At 60.6% G+C, this 16,820-nt stretch carries 11 protein-coding genes and 2 rRNA genes (1 of these 13 cut by a window edge); 2 read left to right on the forward strand and 11 right to left on the reverse strand.

The window, feature by feature from the left end; translation table 11 throughout:
- Positions 1-2,001: ribosomal RNA gene (locus tag HU825_RS11520) — 23S ribosomal RNA — on the forward strand (it extends 890 nt beyond the left edge of the window).
- Positions 2,002-2,130: 129 nt separating this feature from the next.
- Positions 2,131-2,246, forward strand: a 5S ribosomal RNA gene (rrf, locus tag HU825_RS11525).
- A gap of 986 nt (positions 2,247-3,232) precedes the next feature.
- Here rrf and HU825_RS11530 read toward each other — a convergent pair.
- From HU825_RS11530 to HU825_RS11580, 11 genes are all read right to left on the reverse strand, one after another.
- Positions 3,233-4,333, reverse strand: coding sequence for a polysaccharide biosynthesis/export family protein (locus tag HU825_RS11530; protein WP_008566939.1), 1,101 nt, complete (start codon positions 4,331-4,333; stop codon positions 3,233-3,235).
- A gap of 364 nt (positions 4,334-4,697) precedes the next feature.
- Positions 4,698-5,465, reverse strand: a complete 768-nt coding sequence (locus tag HU825_RS11535; RefSeq protein ID WP_043299536.1) for a WecB/TagA/CpsF family glycosyltransferase — start codon at positions 5,463-5,465, stop codon at positions 4,698-4,700.
- Positions 5,455-6,333: a glycosyltransferase family 2 protein gene (locus HU825_RS11540; protein ID WP_043299537.1), complete on the reverse strand. Its 879-nt coding sequence runs from the start codon at positions 6,331-6,333 to the stop codon at positions 5,455-5,457. The genes HU825_RS11535 and HU825_RS11540 overlap by 11 nt, the downstream gene beginning before the upstream one ends.
- Positions 6,293-7,546: a hypothetical protein gene (locus HU825_RS11545; protein WP_043299538.1), complete on the reverse strand. Its 1,254-nt coding sequence runs from the start codon at positions 7,544-7,546 to the stop codon at positions 6,293-6,295. The genes HU825_RS11540 and HU825_RS11545 overlap by 41 nt, the downstream gene beginning before the upstream one ends.
- Before the next feature lie 44 nt (positions 7,547-7,590).
- On the reverse strand, positions 7,591-8,841 hold the full coding sequence (locus HU825_RS11550; RefSeq protein ID WP_043299539.1) for a Coenzyme F420 hydrogenase/dehydrogenase, beta subunit C-terminal domain: 1,251 nt from the start codon (positions 8,839-8,841) through the stop codon (positions 7,591-7,593).
- Between the two features lie 61 nt (positions 8,842-8,902).
- Complete coding sequence (locus HU825_RS11555) at positions 8,903-10,132, reverse strand: oligosaccharide flippase family protein (RefSeq protein ID WP_234302065.1); 1,230 nt, start codon at positions 10,130-10,132, stop codon at positions 8,903-8,905.
- 2 nt (positions 10,133-10,134) lie between these two features.
- Complete coding sequence (locus HU825_RS11560) at positions 10,135-11,322, reverse strand: polysaccharide pyruvyl transferase family protein (protein ID WP_077682513.1); 1,188 nt, start codon at positions 11,320-11,322, stop codon at positions 10,135-10,137.
- A gap of 20 nt (positions 11,323-11,342) precedes the next feature.
- Entirely contained in the window at positions 11,343-12,416 is a 1,074-nt protein-coding gene (locus HU825_RS11565; RefSeq protein ID WP_077682514.1) for a glycoside hydrolase family 5 protein, read from the reverse strand.
- Positions 12,417-12,546: 130 nt separating this feature from the next.
- The gene (locus tag HU825_RS11570) at positions 12,547-14,760 is read right to left on the reverse strand and encodes a polysaccharide biosynthesis tyrosine autokinase (protein WP_077682515.1); all 2,214 of its coding nucleotides are present in this window, start codon (positions 14,758-14,760) and stop codon (positions 12,547-12,549) included.
- Positions 14,761-14,775: 15 nt separating this feature from the next.
- The gene (locus HU825_RS11575) at positions 14,776-15,213 is read right to left on the reverse strand and encodes a low molecular weight protein-tyrosine-phosphatase (RefSeq protein ID WP_234302066.1); all 438 of its coding nucleotides are present in this window, start codon (positions 15,211-15,213) and stop codon (positions 14,776-14,778) included.
- Positions 15,214-15,373: 160 nt separating this feature from the next.
- Positions 15,374-16,807 carry an undecaprenyl-phosphate glucose phosphotransferase gene (locus HU825_RS11580; RefSeq protein ID WP_234302067.1) on the reverse strand — a complete coding sequence of 478 codons (1,434 nt, stop codon included), beginning with the start codon at positions 16,805-16,807 and terminating at the stop codon, positions 15,374-15,376.
- Positions 16,808-16,820 lie beyond the last annotated feature (13 nt).

The following is a 16,820-nucleotide window of genomic DNA, read 5'->3' on the forward strand; positions in this document are numbered from 1 at the left end:
ACCGATGCAAACTCCGAATACCGGCAAGTGTCAGCACGGGAGACACACGGCGGGTGCTAACGTCCGTCGTGAAAAGGGAAACAACCCAGACCGTCAGCTAAGGTCCCAAAGTCATGGTTAAGTGGGAAACGATGTGGGAAGGCTTAGACAGCTAGGAGGTTGGCTTAGAAGCAGCCATCCTTTAAAGAAAGCGTAATAGCTCACTAGTCGAGTCGGCCTGCGCGGAAGATGTAACGGGGCTCAAACCATGCACCGAAGCTACGGGTTCAACGCAAGTTGAGCGGTAGAGGAGCGTTCTGTAAGCCTGTGAAGGTGAGTTGAGAAGCTTGCTGGAGGTATCAGAAGTGCGAATGCTGACATGAGTAACGACAATGCGAGTGAAAAACTCGCACGCCGAAAGACCAAGGGTTCCTGCGCAACGTTAATCGACGCAGGGTGAGTCGGTCCCTAAGGCGAGGCTGAAGAGCGTAGTCGATGGGAAACGGGTTAATATTCCCGTACTTCTAGTTACTGCGATGGGGGGACGGAGAAGGCTAGGCCAGCAAGGCGTTGGTTGTCCTTGTTTAAGGTGGTAGGCAGAGATCTTAGGTAAATCCGGGGTCTTAATGCCGAGAGCTGATGACGAGCTTTCTTTTAGAAAGCGAAGTGGTTGATGCCATGCTTCCAGGAAAAGCCTCTAAGCTTCAGGTAACTAGGAACCGTACCCCAAACCGACACAGGTGGTTGGGTAGAGAATACCAAGGCGCTTGAGAGAACTCGGGTGAAGGAACTAGGCAAAATGGCACCGTAACTTCGGGAGAAGGTGCGCCGGTGAGGGTGAATGATTTACTCAGTAAGCCCATGCCGGTCGAAGATACCAGGCCGCTGCGACTGTTTATTAAAAACACAGCACTCTGCAAACACGAAAGTGGACGTATAGGGTGTGACGCCTGCCCGGTGCCGGAAGGTTAATTGATGGGGTTAGCGCAAGCGAAGCTCTTGATCGAAGCCCCGGTAAACGGCGGCCGTAACTATAACGGTCCTAAGGTAGCGAAATTCCTTGTCGGGTAAGTTCCGACCTGCACGAATGGCGTAACGATGGCGGCGCTGTCTCCACCCGAGACTCAGTGAAATTGAAATCGCTGTGAAGATGCAGTGTATCCGCGGCTAGACGGAAAGACCCCGTGAACCTTTACTATAGCTTTGCACTGGACTTTGAATTTGCTTGTGTAGGATAGGTGGGAGGCTTTGAAGCGTGGACGCCAGTTCGCGTGGAGCCATCCTTGAAATACCACCCTGGCAACTTTGAGGTTCTAACTCTGGTCCGTTATCCGGATCGAGGACAGTGTATGGTGGGTAGTTTGACTGGGGCGGTCTCCTCCTAAAGAGTAACGGAGGAGTACGAAGGTGCGCTCAGACCGGTCGGAAATCGGTCGCAGAGTATAAAGGCAAAAGCGCGCTTGACTGCGAGACAGACACGTCGAGCAGGTACGAAAGTAGGTCTTAGTGATCCGGTGGTTCTGTATGGAAGGGCCATCGCTCAACGGATAAAAGGTACTCCGGGGATAACAGGCTGATACCGCCCAAGAGTTCATATCGACGGCGGTGTTTGGCACCTCGATGTCGGCTCATCACATCCTGGGGCTGAAGCCGGTCCCAAGGGTATGGCTGTTCGCCATTTAAAGTGGTACGCGAGCTGGGTTTAGAACGTCGTGAGACAGTTCGGTCCCTATCTGCCGTGGACGTTTGAGATTTGAGAGGGGCTGCTCCTAGTACGAGAGGACCGGAGTGGACGAACCTCTGGTGTTCCGGTTGTCACGCCAGTGGCACTGCCGGGTAGCTATGTTCGGAAGAGATAACCGCTGAAAGCATCTAAGCGGGAAACTCGCCTCAAGATGAGATCTCACTGGAGCCTTGAGCTCCCTGAAGGGCCGTCGAAGACTACGACGTTGATAGGCTGGGTGTGTAAGCGTTGTGAGGCGTTGAGCTAACCAGTACTAATTGCCCGTGAGGCTTGACCATATAACACCCAAACAATTTGGCTGTTAGACGGTAAGTCGACAAACAAACCGAAAATTTGCAAGAATTCGCGTTACCAGCATCACATACCCAACTCGCTGCAGCGGCTAAACCGAGGCAGCAACCGAATTGCTTGACGACCATAGAGCGTTGGAACCACCTGATCCCATCCCGAACTCAGTAGTGAAACGACGCATCGCCGATGGTAGTGTGGGGTCTCCCCATGTGAGAGTAGGTCATCGTCAAGCTTCTATCCCAAACCCCCGATCCGCTTGCGCGGTTCGGGGGTTTGTCTTTGTGCGGAAGAAATTACCTGCGATGCAGCACTAGGTTGACCAGGTGAACGTTGGAGGCGAACAGCTACCGAGTTGGCGCAGTCGTGGGCGGCCCTGCAAGTCCGTACGGATGGGACGTTTTGCGAGTAGTCCTAAAGATGCTTGGAATGCCAAGCAACCCACCACGGTACGCGGGGCGGCGATCCAGCTTGGCTAGCCGGCCGATAGCATTCGATTAGAATGACTTCTTTATCTGGATAGCGTGCATGTCGACCGCAGGCTGCGTAGAGTGACCACTCCATTGGCGAGTTTTCCCAGCAGATGCCGCGACGGCTCATGTTCCGTCGATATCAACACAGCTGTCGTCGAAACAGGCAGTTGGCGTATTGCCCTAATCGGATGAAACAGGATTTGGCGGCTTGCCTCGTCGCTCATGTGCCATATCCAAAAGTGTTGATAACCTTTTTCTGCATCCGACGGAAAGCGCCCAGGCGACCACTTGCTTGGATGCGATCTACTACCGCCGCCAGGTAAAGCCAGCAGCCCTGCGTCAAGATATAAGTAATTTGGCGGACCACACCTACTGGGACCTTTTAGCGTGAGCTCGCGGTTCAGTTGGTAGGAATTGCGTAGCCTGGCTGTAGGCCGAGCTTGCAGGATCCAGCTTCACGTATCAACCGACGCCCGCGGAAGCGGGCGATGCTTACGCCATCCGCCCATAGTCCGAACTACTCCGGCTGCCAGTGGGATGTTGGCCACGGCGGCATCGAATGCGATGCCCGTAGCAGCAAGAGCGCGCCGAAGGTCGAACAGACCACTTCCACCGGCTCTCGCTCACTCGATTGGGTTCCAGCACAAGGGACTCAGCTATGACCTACGAGAGGCGGATAACTGGCTTACTGAATAAAAAAGCCGCAGATCAACCAAGTTGATCTGCGGCTTTGGGGTTCAACCAGCCCTTACTTGGACAGGTTGTACTCGGCTGCAGCGCCGGTGCCAATCACGCTGGCCGAAGGTAGCAGCTGGCTGATGAAGCGGTTCCAGCGGGTGATATTCGCTGGGCCGACGAACACCACGTCCTGGGGCTGGAGCGGGAAGTGCTTCGCCAGGGCAAACGCGGTAGGCGACTTGGCATTCAGCTGAAATACCTTGGCTGGTTCTTTGGCCATGTCTTCTGCGCCGCGAATGACATACAGCGCCTCGCCGTCGGCGGTTTCCTGAGCGATGCCGCCTGCGGTGCCGATCGCATCCATCAGATTCATGCTGGTTGCCTTGAAGGAAAGAGCCTGTGGCTGCCTGACTTCGCCCAACACGTAGATTTTGCGCTGGTCGTTGTAGGGCAGGTGGAGCTGATCGCCATCCTTCAAGTAAACCTGATGCAGCCAGGAGTCCGGGCGATTGAGTGAGTCGACGTCCAGCATGTACTCGCGACCGTCACGCTTGAGCATCAGGCCGGTGAGGTCGGCGGTTTCGGTGTCGACGCCGGCCTGGCCGATTGCCTGAACGATCGTCATCGGCGCGGTGGTCACCGGAACTTCACCAGCGGTGTCGAATGCACCGGAAACGATTACGCGCTGGCTGCCAAAGCGCAGGATGGAGACGTCGACCTGCGGGCTGTCGATGTAGTTGGTCAGGCGCCGGGCGATGGTCGAGCGCAGCTCTTCGATGGTCTTGCCTGCCGCTTCGACGTTGCCGATATAGGGGTAGAACAGTGTGCCGTCCGGCCGGACGAGGCGGCCGTTGGCGTCGAGTTGCTGCTGCGGACCGGACGGGGCGGTCAGTTCAGGATGGTCCCAGACGGTGATATAGAGCAGATCGTTCGGGCCGATGCGATACGCCGATGGTTTGTAGCTCAGCAGTTCCTGCTTGCTCGACGTACCCGCGTCAGAGGCGAGGTCCCCCTTAAGCATCTCGGGAGTGATTCGGATCAGATGCACGGTGCCGTGTTCCGCTTCGGCGCCTTCGGTGAACTCATCCGGATCGAGATACTGGCCAGGCGCGAAGGCACAGCCCTGAAGCGCCAGGGCGGAAGTCAATGCAAGAGCGGTAAATGCTTTCATGGGTATGTTCATCCTTGACGGAGTGGTTTTTGTTCAAAGAGTGAGACGGCATGTTTCACTGGTCTGGGTAAGGCATCGCGTTCGTTCTGCCTGGCAAAGACGACAGCCAAAATTTCTCTCCTTCTGACCGTTCCTTCCTCGCCGGGTGCGCAGCGAAGAAAGGGTCTGTTTCTGAGTAGCCTCCGCGCTACCAGCGTCGGCGGTTGAAGGGCAGGAATCCCGGATATCTCGGGCGTTAGAAAGCGCTCAAACGACAATGTCGAAACGCCATTCCTGCCATTCGCTTCAGTACGGATAGACCGTCTCGCTTTAGTCTGGTTCAAATCACTTTCGTGTCGTTACGCCAGATTTTTCGATGTTTTCGCTACAGATCCTGATTTATCGGCGCGGCCCGTTGAGTACGATTGCTTTTCTCCCTGCGATAGGCCGGGACGATGAACAGCGCATCGTGAACGTAGCGCCGGACCAGCCGGCGAGGCTCGGAAAGCATGCGGTGCAGCCATTCCAACTTGCAGTTCTGCATCCAGCGCGGCGCCCGCTTGATACTGCCGGTGGCGAAGGAAATGGACGCGCCGATGCAGAAGCCCATGCCTGTACGCTCATGACTTTCGATGGAGCTGGCCAGAATCTCTTGGCGCGGCGCCCCGACGGCATAGAAGACCAGCTCGGAAGGATGTTGGCGGATAAACTCCAGGCAGCGCCTGACTTCATCGGGTCGGTCGATGAAGCCCATCGGCGGGTTGTGGTGATAAACCGTGATTCCCGGATAGAGGTTTCGCAGCTTGGTGCATTCCTCGTTCGACGCGCCGACCAGGACAATCCGCAGCCGCTCGCTATCGGCCCAGCGAAGCAGGTCGATGGTCAGATCGCTGCCCGGAATCACCTCTTCCACGGCCACGCCCAAGCGCTGCAGCAGTGGCATCAGCACGCGGCTATCGCACAGTCGCAGCCGGGCTTTCGAATAGGCTGCGCGCAGTGCCGCGTTGTGCTGCAGCTGAGCAAGGTGGTCCACGTTGGGCGTCACCACGAACGAGTAAGGCTGTTTCACCCCCTCGCGGACAGCGGCGAGCAGAGCCGCCTTGCTACCGGTGTAGAAGGACACGCCGAAGGCATGGTTCGTATCATTCGACACGCATCGTTACTCCCTTGAAAGCGCCCTTGATGCCCGACCATGCGAGGCCGGGATGGTTGAATTCCTTCATGACGGTTATCGCCGACAGGAAACACGCGGAGGCCAGCGCGAACGGCGCGCCGTAGAAGCGTTTGTTGAAGCGCGTGGCCGCGCGATTGCGGTAGTAGTGGTAGAACGCCGAGCGCCCGCCCGAACTGAGCGAGCCGTAATGGAACAACCGGCTCTGCGGTACGACCTGGATGGAGACGCCGAACTTCTTGGCGTGGTATTGCCAGTCCACTTCCTCGGAGTACATGAAGTAGGCCTCGTCCATCATGCCGATGCGCGCGAGCAGGGCCGCGGAGAACGCCAGGCTGCACCCCATCAGATAATCGGGCTTCTCCTGGGTTTGCTGCATGGCTTCCAGGGTCTGGTCCTTGCCGAGCAGCTTCGCCTTGCCCAGCAGTGGATAGAGCTTGCCGCCGCCGTAACACTCCAGACGGCCGCTATCGGCGCTGAGGATCACCGAGCCGACGAACTGGTTGTCGTTCTGCTTCAGCGCCTGCAGCAATGGCGCAAAGGCATCGGAGTCAACGTAGGTGTCATTGTTGACGATCCAGAAATACTCGGGCTGTAGGTTCTCCAGCGCCCAGCGCAGGCCATAGTTGTTGCCGCCGGCGTAGCCGTTGTTCTGCGGGTTGGCGAGGACCGTGACGTTCTGCAGCCCCCGGTCTTCGCGCCACTGAGTGAAGGCTGCGAAGGAGCCGTCCTGCGAGTCATTGTCGATGACCACCACATGGTCGACCGCCGGGCAGTGCGCGAGCAGACTCTCTACGCAACTGATCGTTTCAGTAGCAGCTTTGTAGTTGAGAATAAGTGCGACGTTCATGGATTCGTTCCTGGCTGCGGAGGTGGCGAGCTTTCAAGGCGTGGATGACAAAGAGCATGGCGATGACGGGTTGCCCGTACTCCATCAGGCCATTGAGCGGCCAGATGACGAAGTACGCGAGCATGACGGGGTAGATGAAACTCATGTCCGGACTGATGTTCTTGGCGATCCGGCGATAGATCATCAGCGTCAGCGGAATCACCAGGAAGGTCAGAAAGCCGAAGCGGAATAGCGTGCCGATGATTCCGACGTCGGAAAGGAAGAAGTGTTCCCCGAAGTAGGGGATGAAACCGTCCTGCCACATCAGCGATAGCGAGCCGCTGGGCAGCCAGTTGACGATATCCAGATGGTTCATGATCGCCGCGATGGTGATCGAGCGCGCACCGTCCTCCACGCTTTCCAGCGAGCTGTCGTAGAACTCGACGTTGAGGCCCAGTAGTTCGAGCAGGCTTGGATAGAAGTAGAACGGCGACAACAGGATGGTCAGCGACGCGGCCCAGATGATCGCCTTCGCGCGCAGGCAGAACAGCGTGAATGCCAAGCAGAGCACGATCAGCTGGCGGGTCTGGGTGGCGAATACCAGCGTCAGCAGCAGCAGGGCGGCCAGCACCAGATACAGCGTCTTGCTGCGCGCGGCGCCGGAGATCGGCGAGGCGCCCTTGGACCAGATCTGGATGCAATAGAAGTAACCGAAGCAGATGAGGAAGGGGCCGATGGATGAGCGGTCCGGGCGGTCATCCGAGCGCACTTCCGGACGCATGTCGGGAATCACGCCGAATTTGAAGCACCACGAGAAGAAGGCGGCGAACAAGGCGGCATAGATGAAGGCGCGTTCGAACTGCAGCGTGCTGACCCGTTTGGAAAGAAACAGCACGGGTGCGAAGCCCAGGCAGAACAGCACGCGCCGCTCTTCGATCAAACCGTAGACGATCGGTTGCCCATAGGTGAAGTAGGCAAATACCGCCGGCAATACCCAGAACACCACCATGCTGTACAGGCAGTAGTACATCAGGACGCGGAATTCGCGCGGTGCCTCTTCTGCCGAAGCGAGCACCAGCAACAGCGCGAAGATGATGCAGATCGCCAGGTACAGCTCGTTCACCCCCTTCAGACCGTAGGGGTTGTGCGGGCTGTCGCCGAACACGGAGAAATGCAGCACGATCACCAGGAACAGCAGCGGGAAATAGAAGAAGCGCGAAGTGAATGTGTTCATCAACCTGAATCCTTAGGTTTGAGGTCCCTGTCCGCAGGGCTGCTTCATGCGGACTCCAAAGTCCGCCGCTTGATCTTCTTGCGCCGTACCAGCAGGCCGGTGAACGCCTTGAAGCTCTGGTAGAGACCGATTTCTCTGATCCCCTTGCCCAGCTCGAACCCCTTGTAGCTGGGCGTCTTGAGCATCAGCAGCTTCATGGCCCACAACCGCGGCAGGATCGTGGTGCGCCGGTAATACTGGAACGGCTGGATCGCGAAGATGCCGGCCGTATCGAAAGCTTCCGCTTGGACAACGCCATTGGCCTCGGCGTTGCGAAACAATTCGCGCCCCTTGTCGGTGCGGATCAGAATCAGCGAATTGCCGTCGCGCTCCTCGAACGACGGGTAGCCTTTTTCGTCGCCTTCCCAGCCGTCCGCACAGACGATATCGGCGAACTCGCCGATGCCGTCCGGGCAGATCTTGCAGCGGGTCTGCAGATGGCGGTTAAGCACCTTTCCCCAGGAATCGTTGTAGGTCATGGTGCGCGCGTCGCCGTTCTTCAGCGTCGCCTTGGTCAACCCCGGCCAGCCGTCGCCGCGATAGCGGAAGCTGGTAACGTCGTCGCGCTCGACACCCAGCTGATCCAGAACCTGCTCGGTACCGTGCAGGCTCGGCGTGCCGGCGCACATGAACGACACCACGTAGGGGATGTTCTGTTTCAGGCGCGGGTCGTGCGCCTGCATCTGGCGTACCGCGGCCACGTCGCAGGGCTTGCCGATAAACAGGTACTTCTCAGTGGACATCGCCACCCACTTCAGCGCCTGAGCCGGCGAGGCCGGCGCGTAGCGCGAACCCGACGAGGCGATGATGTTCTGCCGCGAGCGGCTGATGGTGGCGACGTTCTCCAGCGGATCGGTTTGCGACGCCTGGATCTGGATCACCCCGTCGACCAGTTTCTGCTCCAGGCAGTATTGCGCCAGTGCCGAAATCACCCCGCCGGAAGAGCCGGCCTGACGCACTTCGTTGTCCAGCGCGTGGCCCTTGAGCGTCTCGAGGATTTCGCCCCATACCGGGTGATAGTTGGCCGTTTTGTATGGGCGGATATCGAGGTTGAGCGCCGGGCAGGACTTGGCGAAGGCGCTGCTGGCCTCCTCGCTGGCAATCGACTTGCCCGCGTAGGCCTTGTTCAGCACCGGGCGGTGGTAGCCATCGGCGTTCAGCCGGATCTGTACGGCATCGTCCGAGGCAACCGAGCTGCACATGCCGCAGCCGCTGCACAGGTCGTTCTTCAGGACGCGATTCAACAAAGCTTTCATACCAGCCTTCCCTTGAGCTGCGGGACGCGCGCGAAGCGGTCCCGGTGTTTGACGATGCCGGTCATGCGTTGCGCTGCCTGCGGTAGATGTTCTGCACCGCATAACCGTAAATGAGGGTCAGCACCGCCATGCCCAGAGTGGACACCCAAGGTGCTGCTTGTATCCCGTGGCCGGGAATGAAAATCCAGTAACAGGCGACCGTGATCACCCCGGAGAAGATGATTCCGAAGGTGCGCAGGAAGCCGGTGCCCATCGCCATCAGCTGCACACCGAGGCCCGCGGCGACGAAACGGGCGAAGGTGAAGCAGGCGAAGGCCAGCCACAGCGTGTTGAGCTCGGCGTAGCTGGCGCCGAGGAAGTAATCGGTGAACAGCGGACCGATGAAATAGAAGGCGAGGGCGAATATCAGGCCCATCGCGACGTACTCGCCGAGGATGCGCGCGCCGTAGCGCACCAGTTCGCGGCTCTGGTTGTGCAGCCGGTAGGCGAAGCGCGGGATATGTACGCTGGCCAGCAGCACGCTGAACGGTACCGCGCCCTGCAGCAGGCGCGAGCCGGCAAAGTAGATACCTGCAGCCTCGCGTCCGGCCAGGTGGTTCACGAGGATGACGTCCAGTTGCGCGAAGATGTTGGTAGCGCCACTGTCCACGGCAAAGCTGGTCGAACTCTTGAAACGTTCGGCCAGCACCTGCCAGGAATTGCGCACGATGCCTGCCAGATGGGCGATCTTCGCCAGCGCGCGCAACGCGCCGGCCGCATAGATCAGGCGCGAGACCAGGAACGCCAGGCCGATTGCGACCACATCGTTACGCAGCACGATGGCCAGCCCGATCAGCACGAAATGAATCAGTGCGGTGACGACCACAATGCGCGTCTCGCGCTGGAACTGACCGATGCTGCGAAACACCGTCAGCGCCAGATCGCCATACGACGAGGCCAGCGTGCCGAGCAGGAACAGCACCGAGGCCACGCGCTCGGCCATGCTCAGGTCCAGCACGAACAGAATCACCGGCAACAGGAGCACGCACGCCGGCAGCACCAGCAGCGTCTTCGCCGCCAGGCTGGCCGACATGATCGCTCCGGCACGCTCGCGCTCGGCGCCGATGTCGCGCAGCGCGCGCATGCCGAAGCCGTAGTCGGTCACCAGCGCGACGATGGTCGACCAGGTGATCACGATCGAGATGAACCCGAAGTCGGTGGGGCCGAGCGTCCGTGCCAGGATCAACAGCGTGCCCAGCTGCACGGCAGTCCGGGCCGCCGTGGTGACTCCCATCAGGGCGTGGTCGCGCATGCTTATCTCTGGTACGCGGGCTGGCCCTGGTTCAGCGAAACCAGGATTTGCTCGAGCCCGAGGCTGTAGGCATCGAGCTTGCGGCGGATGATCGCGCCGCTGGCGGCGACTTCCGCTTTCAGCTGCTCGCGGTTGTCCAGGTACTCCAGCACCGCTTCCAGTGCGCTGGCGGTCGACTCGGTCTTGAGGTCCACCACGCGGTGGTAGTCGAGCGACTGGTAGAGTCCGGAGAATTTGCGGCTATAGGCCAGCGGCACCACCGGCACGCCGGCAGAGAAGGCGGCGATGGTTGCGTGCATGCGCGCGCCGACGAAGAAGTCCAGCCCGCTGATGTACGACTTTGCCTCGATCGGCCCCTTGAAGCGCGGCGCCAGTTTCAGCTCCGGATAACGCTGCTGCAGTTGCAGGGATACCGTGTAGTCGTCTTCGGCGGGAAAGCCGATGGGGATCACGTGCGGCACCAGATGCACCTCATGGCCGCGTGCCAGCAGCGCGCGGATCAGCTCATCGGTGAGCTGCTTGTAATCGGCACGCAGGCCGAACTGGTTGGCGCTGCCTTCGTAGCCGCCGTGATGTAGCAGCGCCGAAACGCTGATGCCGATGGCCAGCCGGTCCGGCTGACGCTCGCGCACCTGGCGCTCGAAGGGAAGGTGGAAGGCGACGTCGATCACCTCGTCACGGTTAACGATGCCGAGCTGCTTGAGCACATCGAACGACTGGTGATCGCGGGCGAACACCAGCGTGCTCTTCTTCATTACCCAGGCCGACGCCTTGGTGCCCCAGCCCGACTTGAACGGGCCGATGGTCTGCGGCGAGAGGATCAGCGGCACCCGTGCACCCAACGCCATGCCCTTGCTCACCAGCAGCTTGATCAGCCGCTTGGCACCGTAGATATCGGAGAAGCTGTCGCCCTCGCCGATATCGAAGATCGCGTCGCACGAGGCGATCGCCCGGTACAGGCCGTGCGGGTTCTTCAGCAGGTTCTGCTCGTTGAACTCGATGAATTCGTACTTGAAGCGCTCGGTCGACGGCGGGTAATCGCAGGGGCCCGACGAACCGATGATGAGGAATTCAGGGGTGATGCCACATTTACGCGCCGCCTCGTCGATCAGCAGCATGTTGGAAATGCTCAGCGCGCCGACGCCGAGATTGCCGGAAGAGAACGAGTGCCAAAGCAGTCCGAATTTCATGTTGATCACTCCAGAAAAAGTCAGGGCCGGTTAGCGGGCGCGGGGCCGATGGCCGTGCAATCGTTAGCGAGGTGCTTGCGCATGAGCGCCATCTGCGGGCGGTCCTGGCCGTTGCGCGGCTCGACCGCCAGCTTGTAGCGGCCCCAGCCAGGGCCGCCGGCCCAGTAGGCGCTGGGTATGCAGTGTTGGTTGAGGTAGGCGAGCAGGTTGTCCATGGCCACCGCCGCCTCGGGGTTGTCGTCGGGAATCCCGTATTCGCCGAGAAAGCCCTTCTGGCCGTGCTTCTGCAGCCACTCGACGAATGGCTGGGCGCGTTTCACGCCGAGCATCGGGTCGATGTTGCGGCTCTTGCCCGGCAGGTACTTACCGGAGAAGTCCTCGTCGAAATACAGGTGCGCCTCGTAGACGATGCGCCCGGCGGGGTCGTCGATCAGCAGGTTGGCGTTCACCAGCGGCCAGTGGTAGGCGCTGGCCCAGCGCTCGCCCTCGATGAAGATCAGTGTCTGCCCGTCCACCTCGCGGATGGCATCGACCGCCGCCTGCGCCGCGCCGGGCCAGAGCCCGACGGTGCCATGCGGTTCGTTCATGATGTCGTAGCCGTACAGCGCCGGATGGTCCTTGAAGCGCTCGGCGAGCTTGCGCCAGACGTCGGCGTACGCGGCGTAGGGCACCGCCGCCGAGCCGATCAGCTCGCCCTGGTAGCGGCCGTAGTTGTGCATGTCGAGGATGACTTTCTGGTCATGCTGCATGGCCAGGTCGAGGGTCTTCTTCAGCAGGCGCACCTGGTCGAAGTTCAGCCCTTCGCCCTGGCGGTGCTGCACGCGCTCCCAGAGGAACGGGAAGCGAATCAGGCGGATGCCTTGCTGACGGTAGTAGGCGAAGTGCTTTTTCTCGGGATAGAAGTAGTGCGTGCCGTTCTTGCCTGGCACGACGTGCGGTGCGAAACCGGCGCCGGACAGGTTCACGCCGATCAGGTCGATACCGCGCTGCGCGTCCTCGGCCGCCTGCACGGGCAGGGCCACGAGCAGCAGCGCAGCGAGGGCGGCAGCCAGTCGTGTCGCCTGTTTCGGTCGCGGGCGGGAGTGGAGCGTCATTGCGTTACACCTGTCGATCGGCAAAAGGAGGTCCGCCGAGGCACGCAGCCTCGCAGCGGGGAACGGGAAAATTGGGCCGACTATGCGGCGCGGACAGGCACCGCAGCCCTCGGGCCGCGGTGCCGTTGCGTCATTTGTTGCTTACGTATTCGTACTGGTAGTAACCGTACTCGCCGTAGGTGGAGGCTTTGCGGATCACTGCGTTGAAGATCACGCCCTTGACCAGCAGGCCGTTCTGCTCGAGGCGGCGCTTGGCGGCCTCGATTTCCTTGATGCCGTTCATGCCGTAGCGGGTGACCATCAGCGTGGTACCGGCCTGGCTGCCGACCAGTGCGGCGTCGGTGACGGCGAGGATCGGCGGCGTGTCGAAGATCACCAGGTCGTACATGGTGCTGATTTCTTTGACGAACCGCGCGAAGTTCTCGTGCATCAGCAGTTCCGACGGGTTCGGCGGTAGCTGGCCGTGGCTGATCACGTGCAGGTTGTTCAGCTGGGTCTTCTGGATCGCATCGAACAGGGTGATGCGGCCGGAGAGGATATCGGACAGTCCCTTTTCGCCGTCGGCGCGCATGACCTTGTGCAGGTAACCCTTGCGCATGTCGGCGTCCACCAGCAGCACGCGCTTGCCGGATTGGGCGATGACCGCGGCCAGGTTGGTGGTGACGAACGACTTGCCGACCGCCGGGCTCGGACCGGTGATCATCAGCACGTTGTTCTTCGCCTCGATCATCGCGAAGTGCAGGCTGGTGCGCAGGCTGCGCATGGCTTCGGTGGCGAGATCGGCCGGGTCGTTGACCGTCAGCAGGTAGGAGGCCGTGCTCTTGTCGCGCTTGAAGTTGGCCAGGCGCTTCTCCAGACCGGCCTGCTTCTCGCTGAACGGAATCGCCGCGTAAACCGGGGTGCCCGCGCGCTCGATGTCTTCCGGGTTCTCCACGCCACGCTTGAGTGCTTCACGCACGTAGACGAACGCCACGGCGAGCAGCCCGCCGAGCAAGGTGGCGACGATGACCACCAGCGGCTTGTTCGGCTTGACCGGGTTTTCCAGATCGGCAGCGGCATGGTCGATGATGCGCACGTTGCCCACGGTGCCGGCGCGGATGATGTCCAGCTCCTGGGTCTTGTTCAGCAGCATCGAATAGGTTTCCGACGACACTTCGACGTCGCGGTTCAGGCGCAGCAGCTCCTGCTGGGTCGACGGCAGCGTGCCGATCTGCTTCTCCAGTTCAGCCTTCTGCGTCTGCAGCTGGTTGATCTGGTTGATCAGTGCCTGGAAGTTCGGGTGCTGCCGGGTGAAGCGGCGCTCCATCTCGGTACGCTTGAGATTCTGCTCGGAAATCTGCGCTTCCAGATCGACGATGCGGTCGAGTACCGACTGGGTTTCGGCGGTGATGTCGACGGTCTTGGAACCGGTCTGGTACTTGTTCAGGGCGGTCTGAGCAGCTTCCAGCTGCTTGCGCACAGCCGGCACCTGCTCGTTGAGGAACTCCAGGCTCTGCGTGGCTTCGGCCGCGTTGCGCGCGACGTTCTGCTCGACATAGCGCTGCGCGACTTCTTCGAGCACGCGGACCGCTTCTTCCGGGTCGGTGTCCTCCAGCGTCACGTTGACGATGCCGGACTGCTTGCCGTGCTCAGCCGCGGACAGACGCTGCTGGTAGCTTTCGGTGGTGTTGTAGGTGCGGTTCTTGATCACCGTGAAGGTGGTGCCGGGACGGGCGATCAGCTTTTCCACGTTGACGCGGAATTCCTCGGTTTCCACCGGCTCGCCGACCACGCCCTGGACCACGACTTCGTCGTCCGGGTCGCGCAGGATGAAGCCGTTGTTTTCCGCTGCCTCCAGAACCAGTTCCTCGCCGTGCAGCTGGTCCGGCACGTCCAGCTGAGTGATCTTCAGCTGTTCGCCACCCCAGGCGTACGACTCGAAGCCGTCCGGGTACCAGCCCAGCTCGCCTTCTTCCTTGGGCTCGAAGCGGCGAGCCATGAAGCCGCCGATGATCGGGAAGTGATGCGGCTCGATGATGATGTCCAGATTCAGGCTTTGTACCGCGCCACCAACCACCGAGCGCGATTTCAGCAGGGCGATCTCGGTCTGTGCCGGCGAAACCGGCGGATTGGTGTTGACCACGTCGGTCAGGCTGGGCAGGCCGTTCTTCGGTTCGATCTGGATCATCGCGCTGGCGAGATACACCGGGGTCGACAGCAGCGCGTAGGCGATGCCCAGCGCGGCGAAGAAACCGGTGATCCCCATGATCAGCGCACGGTTGTTGAGGAAGGTGTCAAAGAGGTGGGCCAGGTCGATGTCCTTGTCCTCTTTGGTTTCATAGATCGGGCGGGGCATGGTTGTCATCGAAGTTCCTTCTTCTTATTTCAGGTAAGGAAGCCAGCTTTCGACGGCTTGCGTCAGAAGCGTGTGTACGTGTTCAAAGGCGGGCCGGGACTGGCGATAGGGATCGGGGATCTCTAGCTCGTCCTGCCACTTGCCGATCAGGAATGTCTTGCCATGCACTTCCGGCGCGATCTGGCGGATATGCTGGATATGGCTGTGCTCCATCGCCAGGATGAGGTCGGCCTCGTGCAGCATGTGACTGTCGACCTGGCGGGCGCGGTGGGCGGTGAAGTCCAATCCGTGCTCCTGCAGTACGTCATGCGCGGTTTTGTCCATCGGGTTACCTACTAATGCACCGATACCTGCCGAACCGATCGTCAGGCTTTGTCCGCTGAGTCTGTGGGTCAGCAACGCCTGCGCTGTGGGGCTGCGGCAGATGTTTCCGACACAGACGATCAAGATGTTTTCAAACATGTGCGTTCCGCCTTTCCGGCTGGTTGCCGGCCACGGCGGAGCCCGCCGGTGCTGAACGCCAAAGTGAGATAGTGGTGGGATTCATTAGTTCCTTCCTGCCGCGCCCGCCGCGCCCTGGGCATCGCTGCCCATGAAACGCGGCCCGGCGGGCGCATGCGGATCAGTAGACGTCTTTGTTGAAGAGCAGCGCCGGAACGGTGCGAAAGAGGATGTAAAGGTCGAACCAGACCGACCAGCGTTCGATGTAGTCCAGGTCGTACTCGACGCGTTTTTCGATCTTTTCGAGGGTGTCGGTTTCACCGCGATAGCCGTTGATCTGCGCCCAGCCGGTGATGCCTGGCTTGACCCGGTGGCGTGCCGAGTATTCGGCCACGGCATCCTCGAACAGCACGCCGGCGGCTTTGGTGGCAGTGGCGTGCGGACGCGGACCGACCATCGACATGCTGCCCAGGAACACGTTGATCAGCTGCGGCAGCTCGTCGAGGCTGGTCTTGCGGATGAAGCGGCCGACGCGGGTGATGCGATCGTCGTGGCGCGTGGTCTGGCGGTCGGCGTTGGCGTCGCTCTTCTCGTGGTACATCGAGCGGAACTTGAACACCTCGATCAGCCGGTTGTTGTAGCCGTAGCGCTTCTGCTTGAAGAACACCGGCCCGCGCGAGTCGAGCTTGATCGCCAGCGCGATCAGCAGCATCACCGGTGCGGCGGCCAGCAGGGCGATGCTGGACAGCACGAGGTCTTCCAGGCGCTTGAACAGCGGCGACCAGCCACGCAGCGGCAGGTCCGAGGCGATCAGCGTGGGCAGACCGGCGACTTCGGTGATGCGCTTGTTGGCGTGGCGGAAGGCGACCATGTCCGGCACCAGCAGCACGTTGACCGGCAGCTTGCGCAGTTCATTGATGACCTGGCCGATGCGGCTGTCAGCGAACCAGGGCAGGGCGACCAGCACCTGGGTGACCTTTTCCTCGCGAATCATGCGCTCCAGATCACGGGTGTTACCCAGCAGCGGCAGGTTGCACAGTTCGCTCGGCAGGCGCTCCAGGCGGTCATCGATGAAGCCGAGCACGCCGGTGCGGATGTCGCGGTTGTGCTGCAGGTATTCGGCGACGCGCTGGCCGTTCTCCGTGCCACCGAGAATCACCGCGTTCTGCAGATACATGCCGCGCGCCATCAGACGGCGGAACAGAGCGAGCATCGCCAGACGCTCGGCACCGAACAGCACCGCGCTGGTGACGAACCAGAACGCCAGATGCTCGGTGTCCAGGTAGCTGAACAGGCCCATGCCCTGGTGCATGAAAATCAGCAGGCTGAACGCAGCGGCCCAGGCCAGCAGCATGATGCGAAAGCGCAGCAGGGTGCTGAACACTTCTTCGCTGTAGATGCCGACCGATTGGAAGATAACGATGCTCAGCACCCCGAAGAACATCAGGAATGCACTGAACGCGCCGCCGCCAGCCGGCAGGTCCTGTAGGAACATCAGCAGCAGCAAACCCGGCAGAATGGCCGTCAGGCCGTGGATCAGGCGGACGCTGGCGAGAAAGTAATCGACGAAACTGGGGTGAGCGTACTCAAGTGTTCCCACGGACTGTAAACGCATTACAAGGCTCCCT

The organism is Pseudomonas phenolilytica (genome assembly GCF_021432765.1).
Taxonomy (GTDB): Bacteria; Pseudomonadota; Gammaproteobacteria; order Pseudomonadales; family Pseudomonadaceae; genus Stutzerimonas; species Stutzerimonas phenolilytica.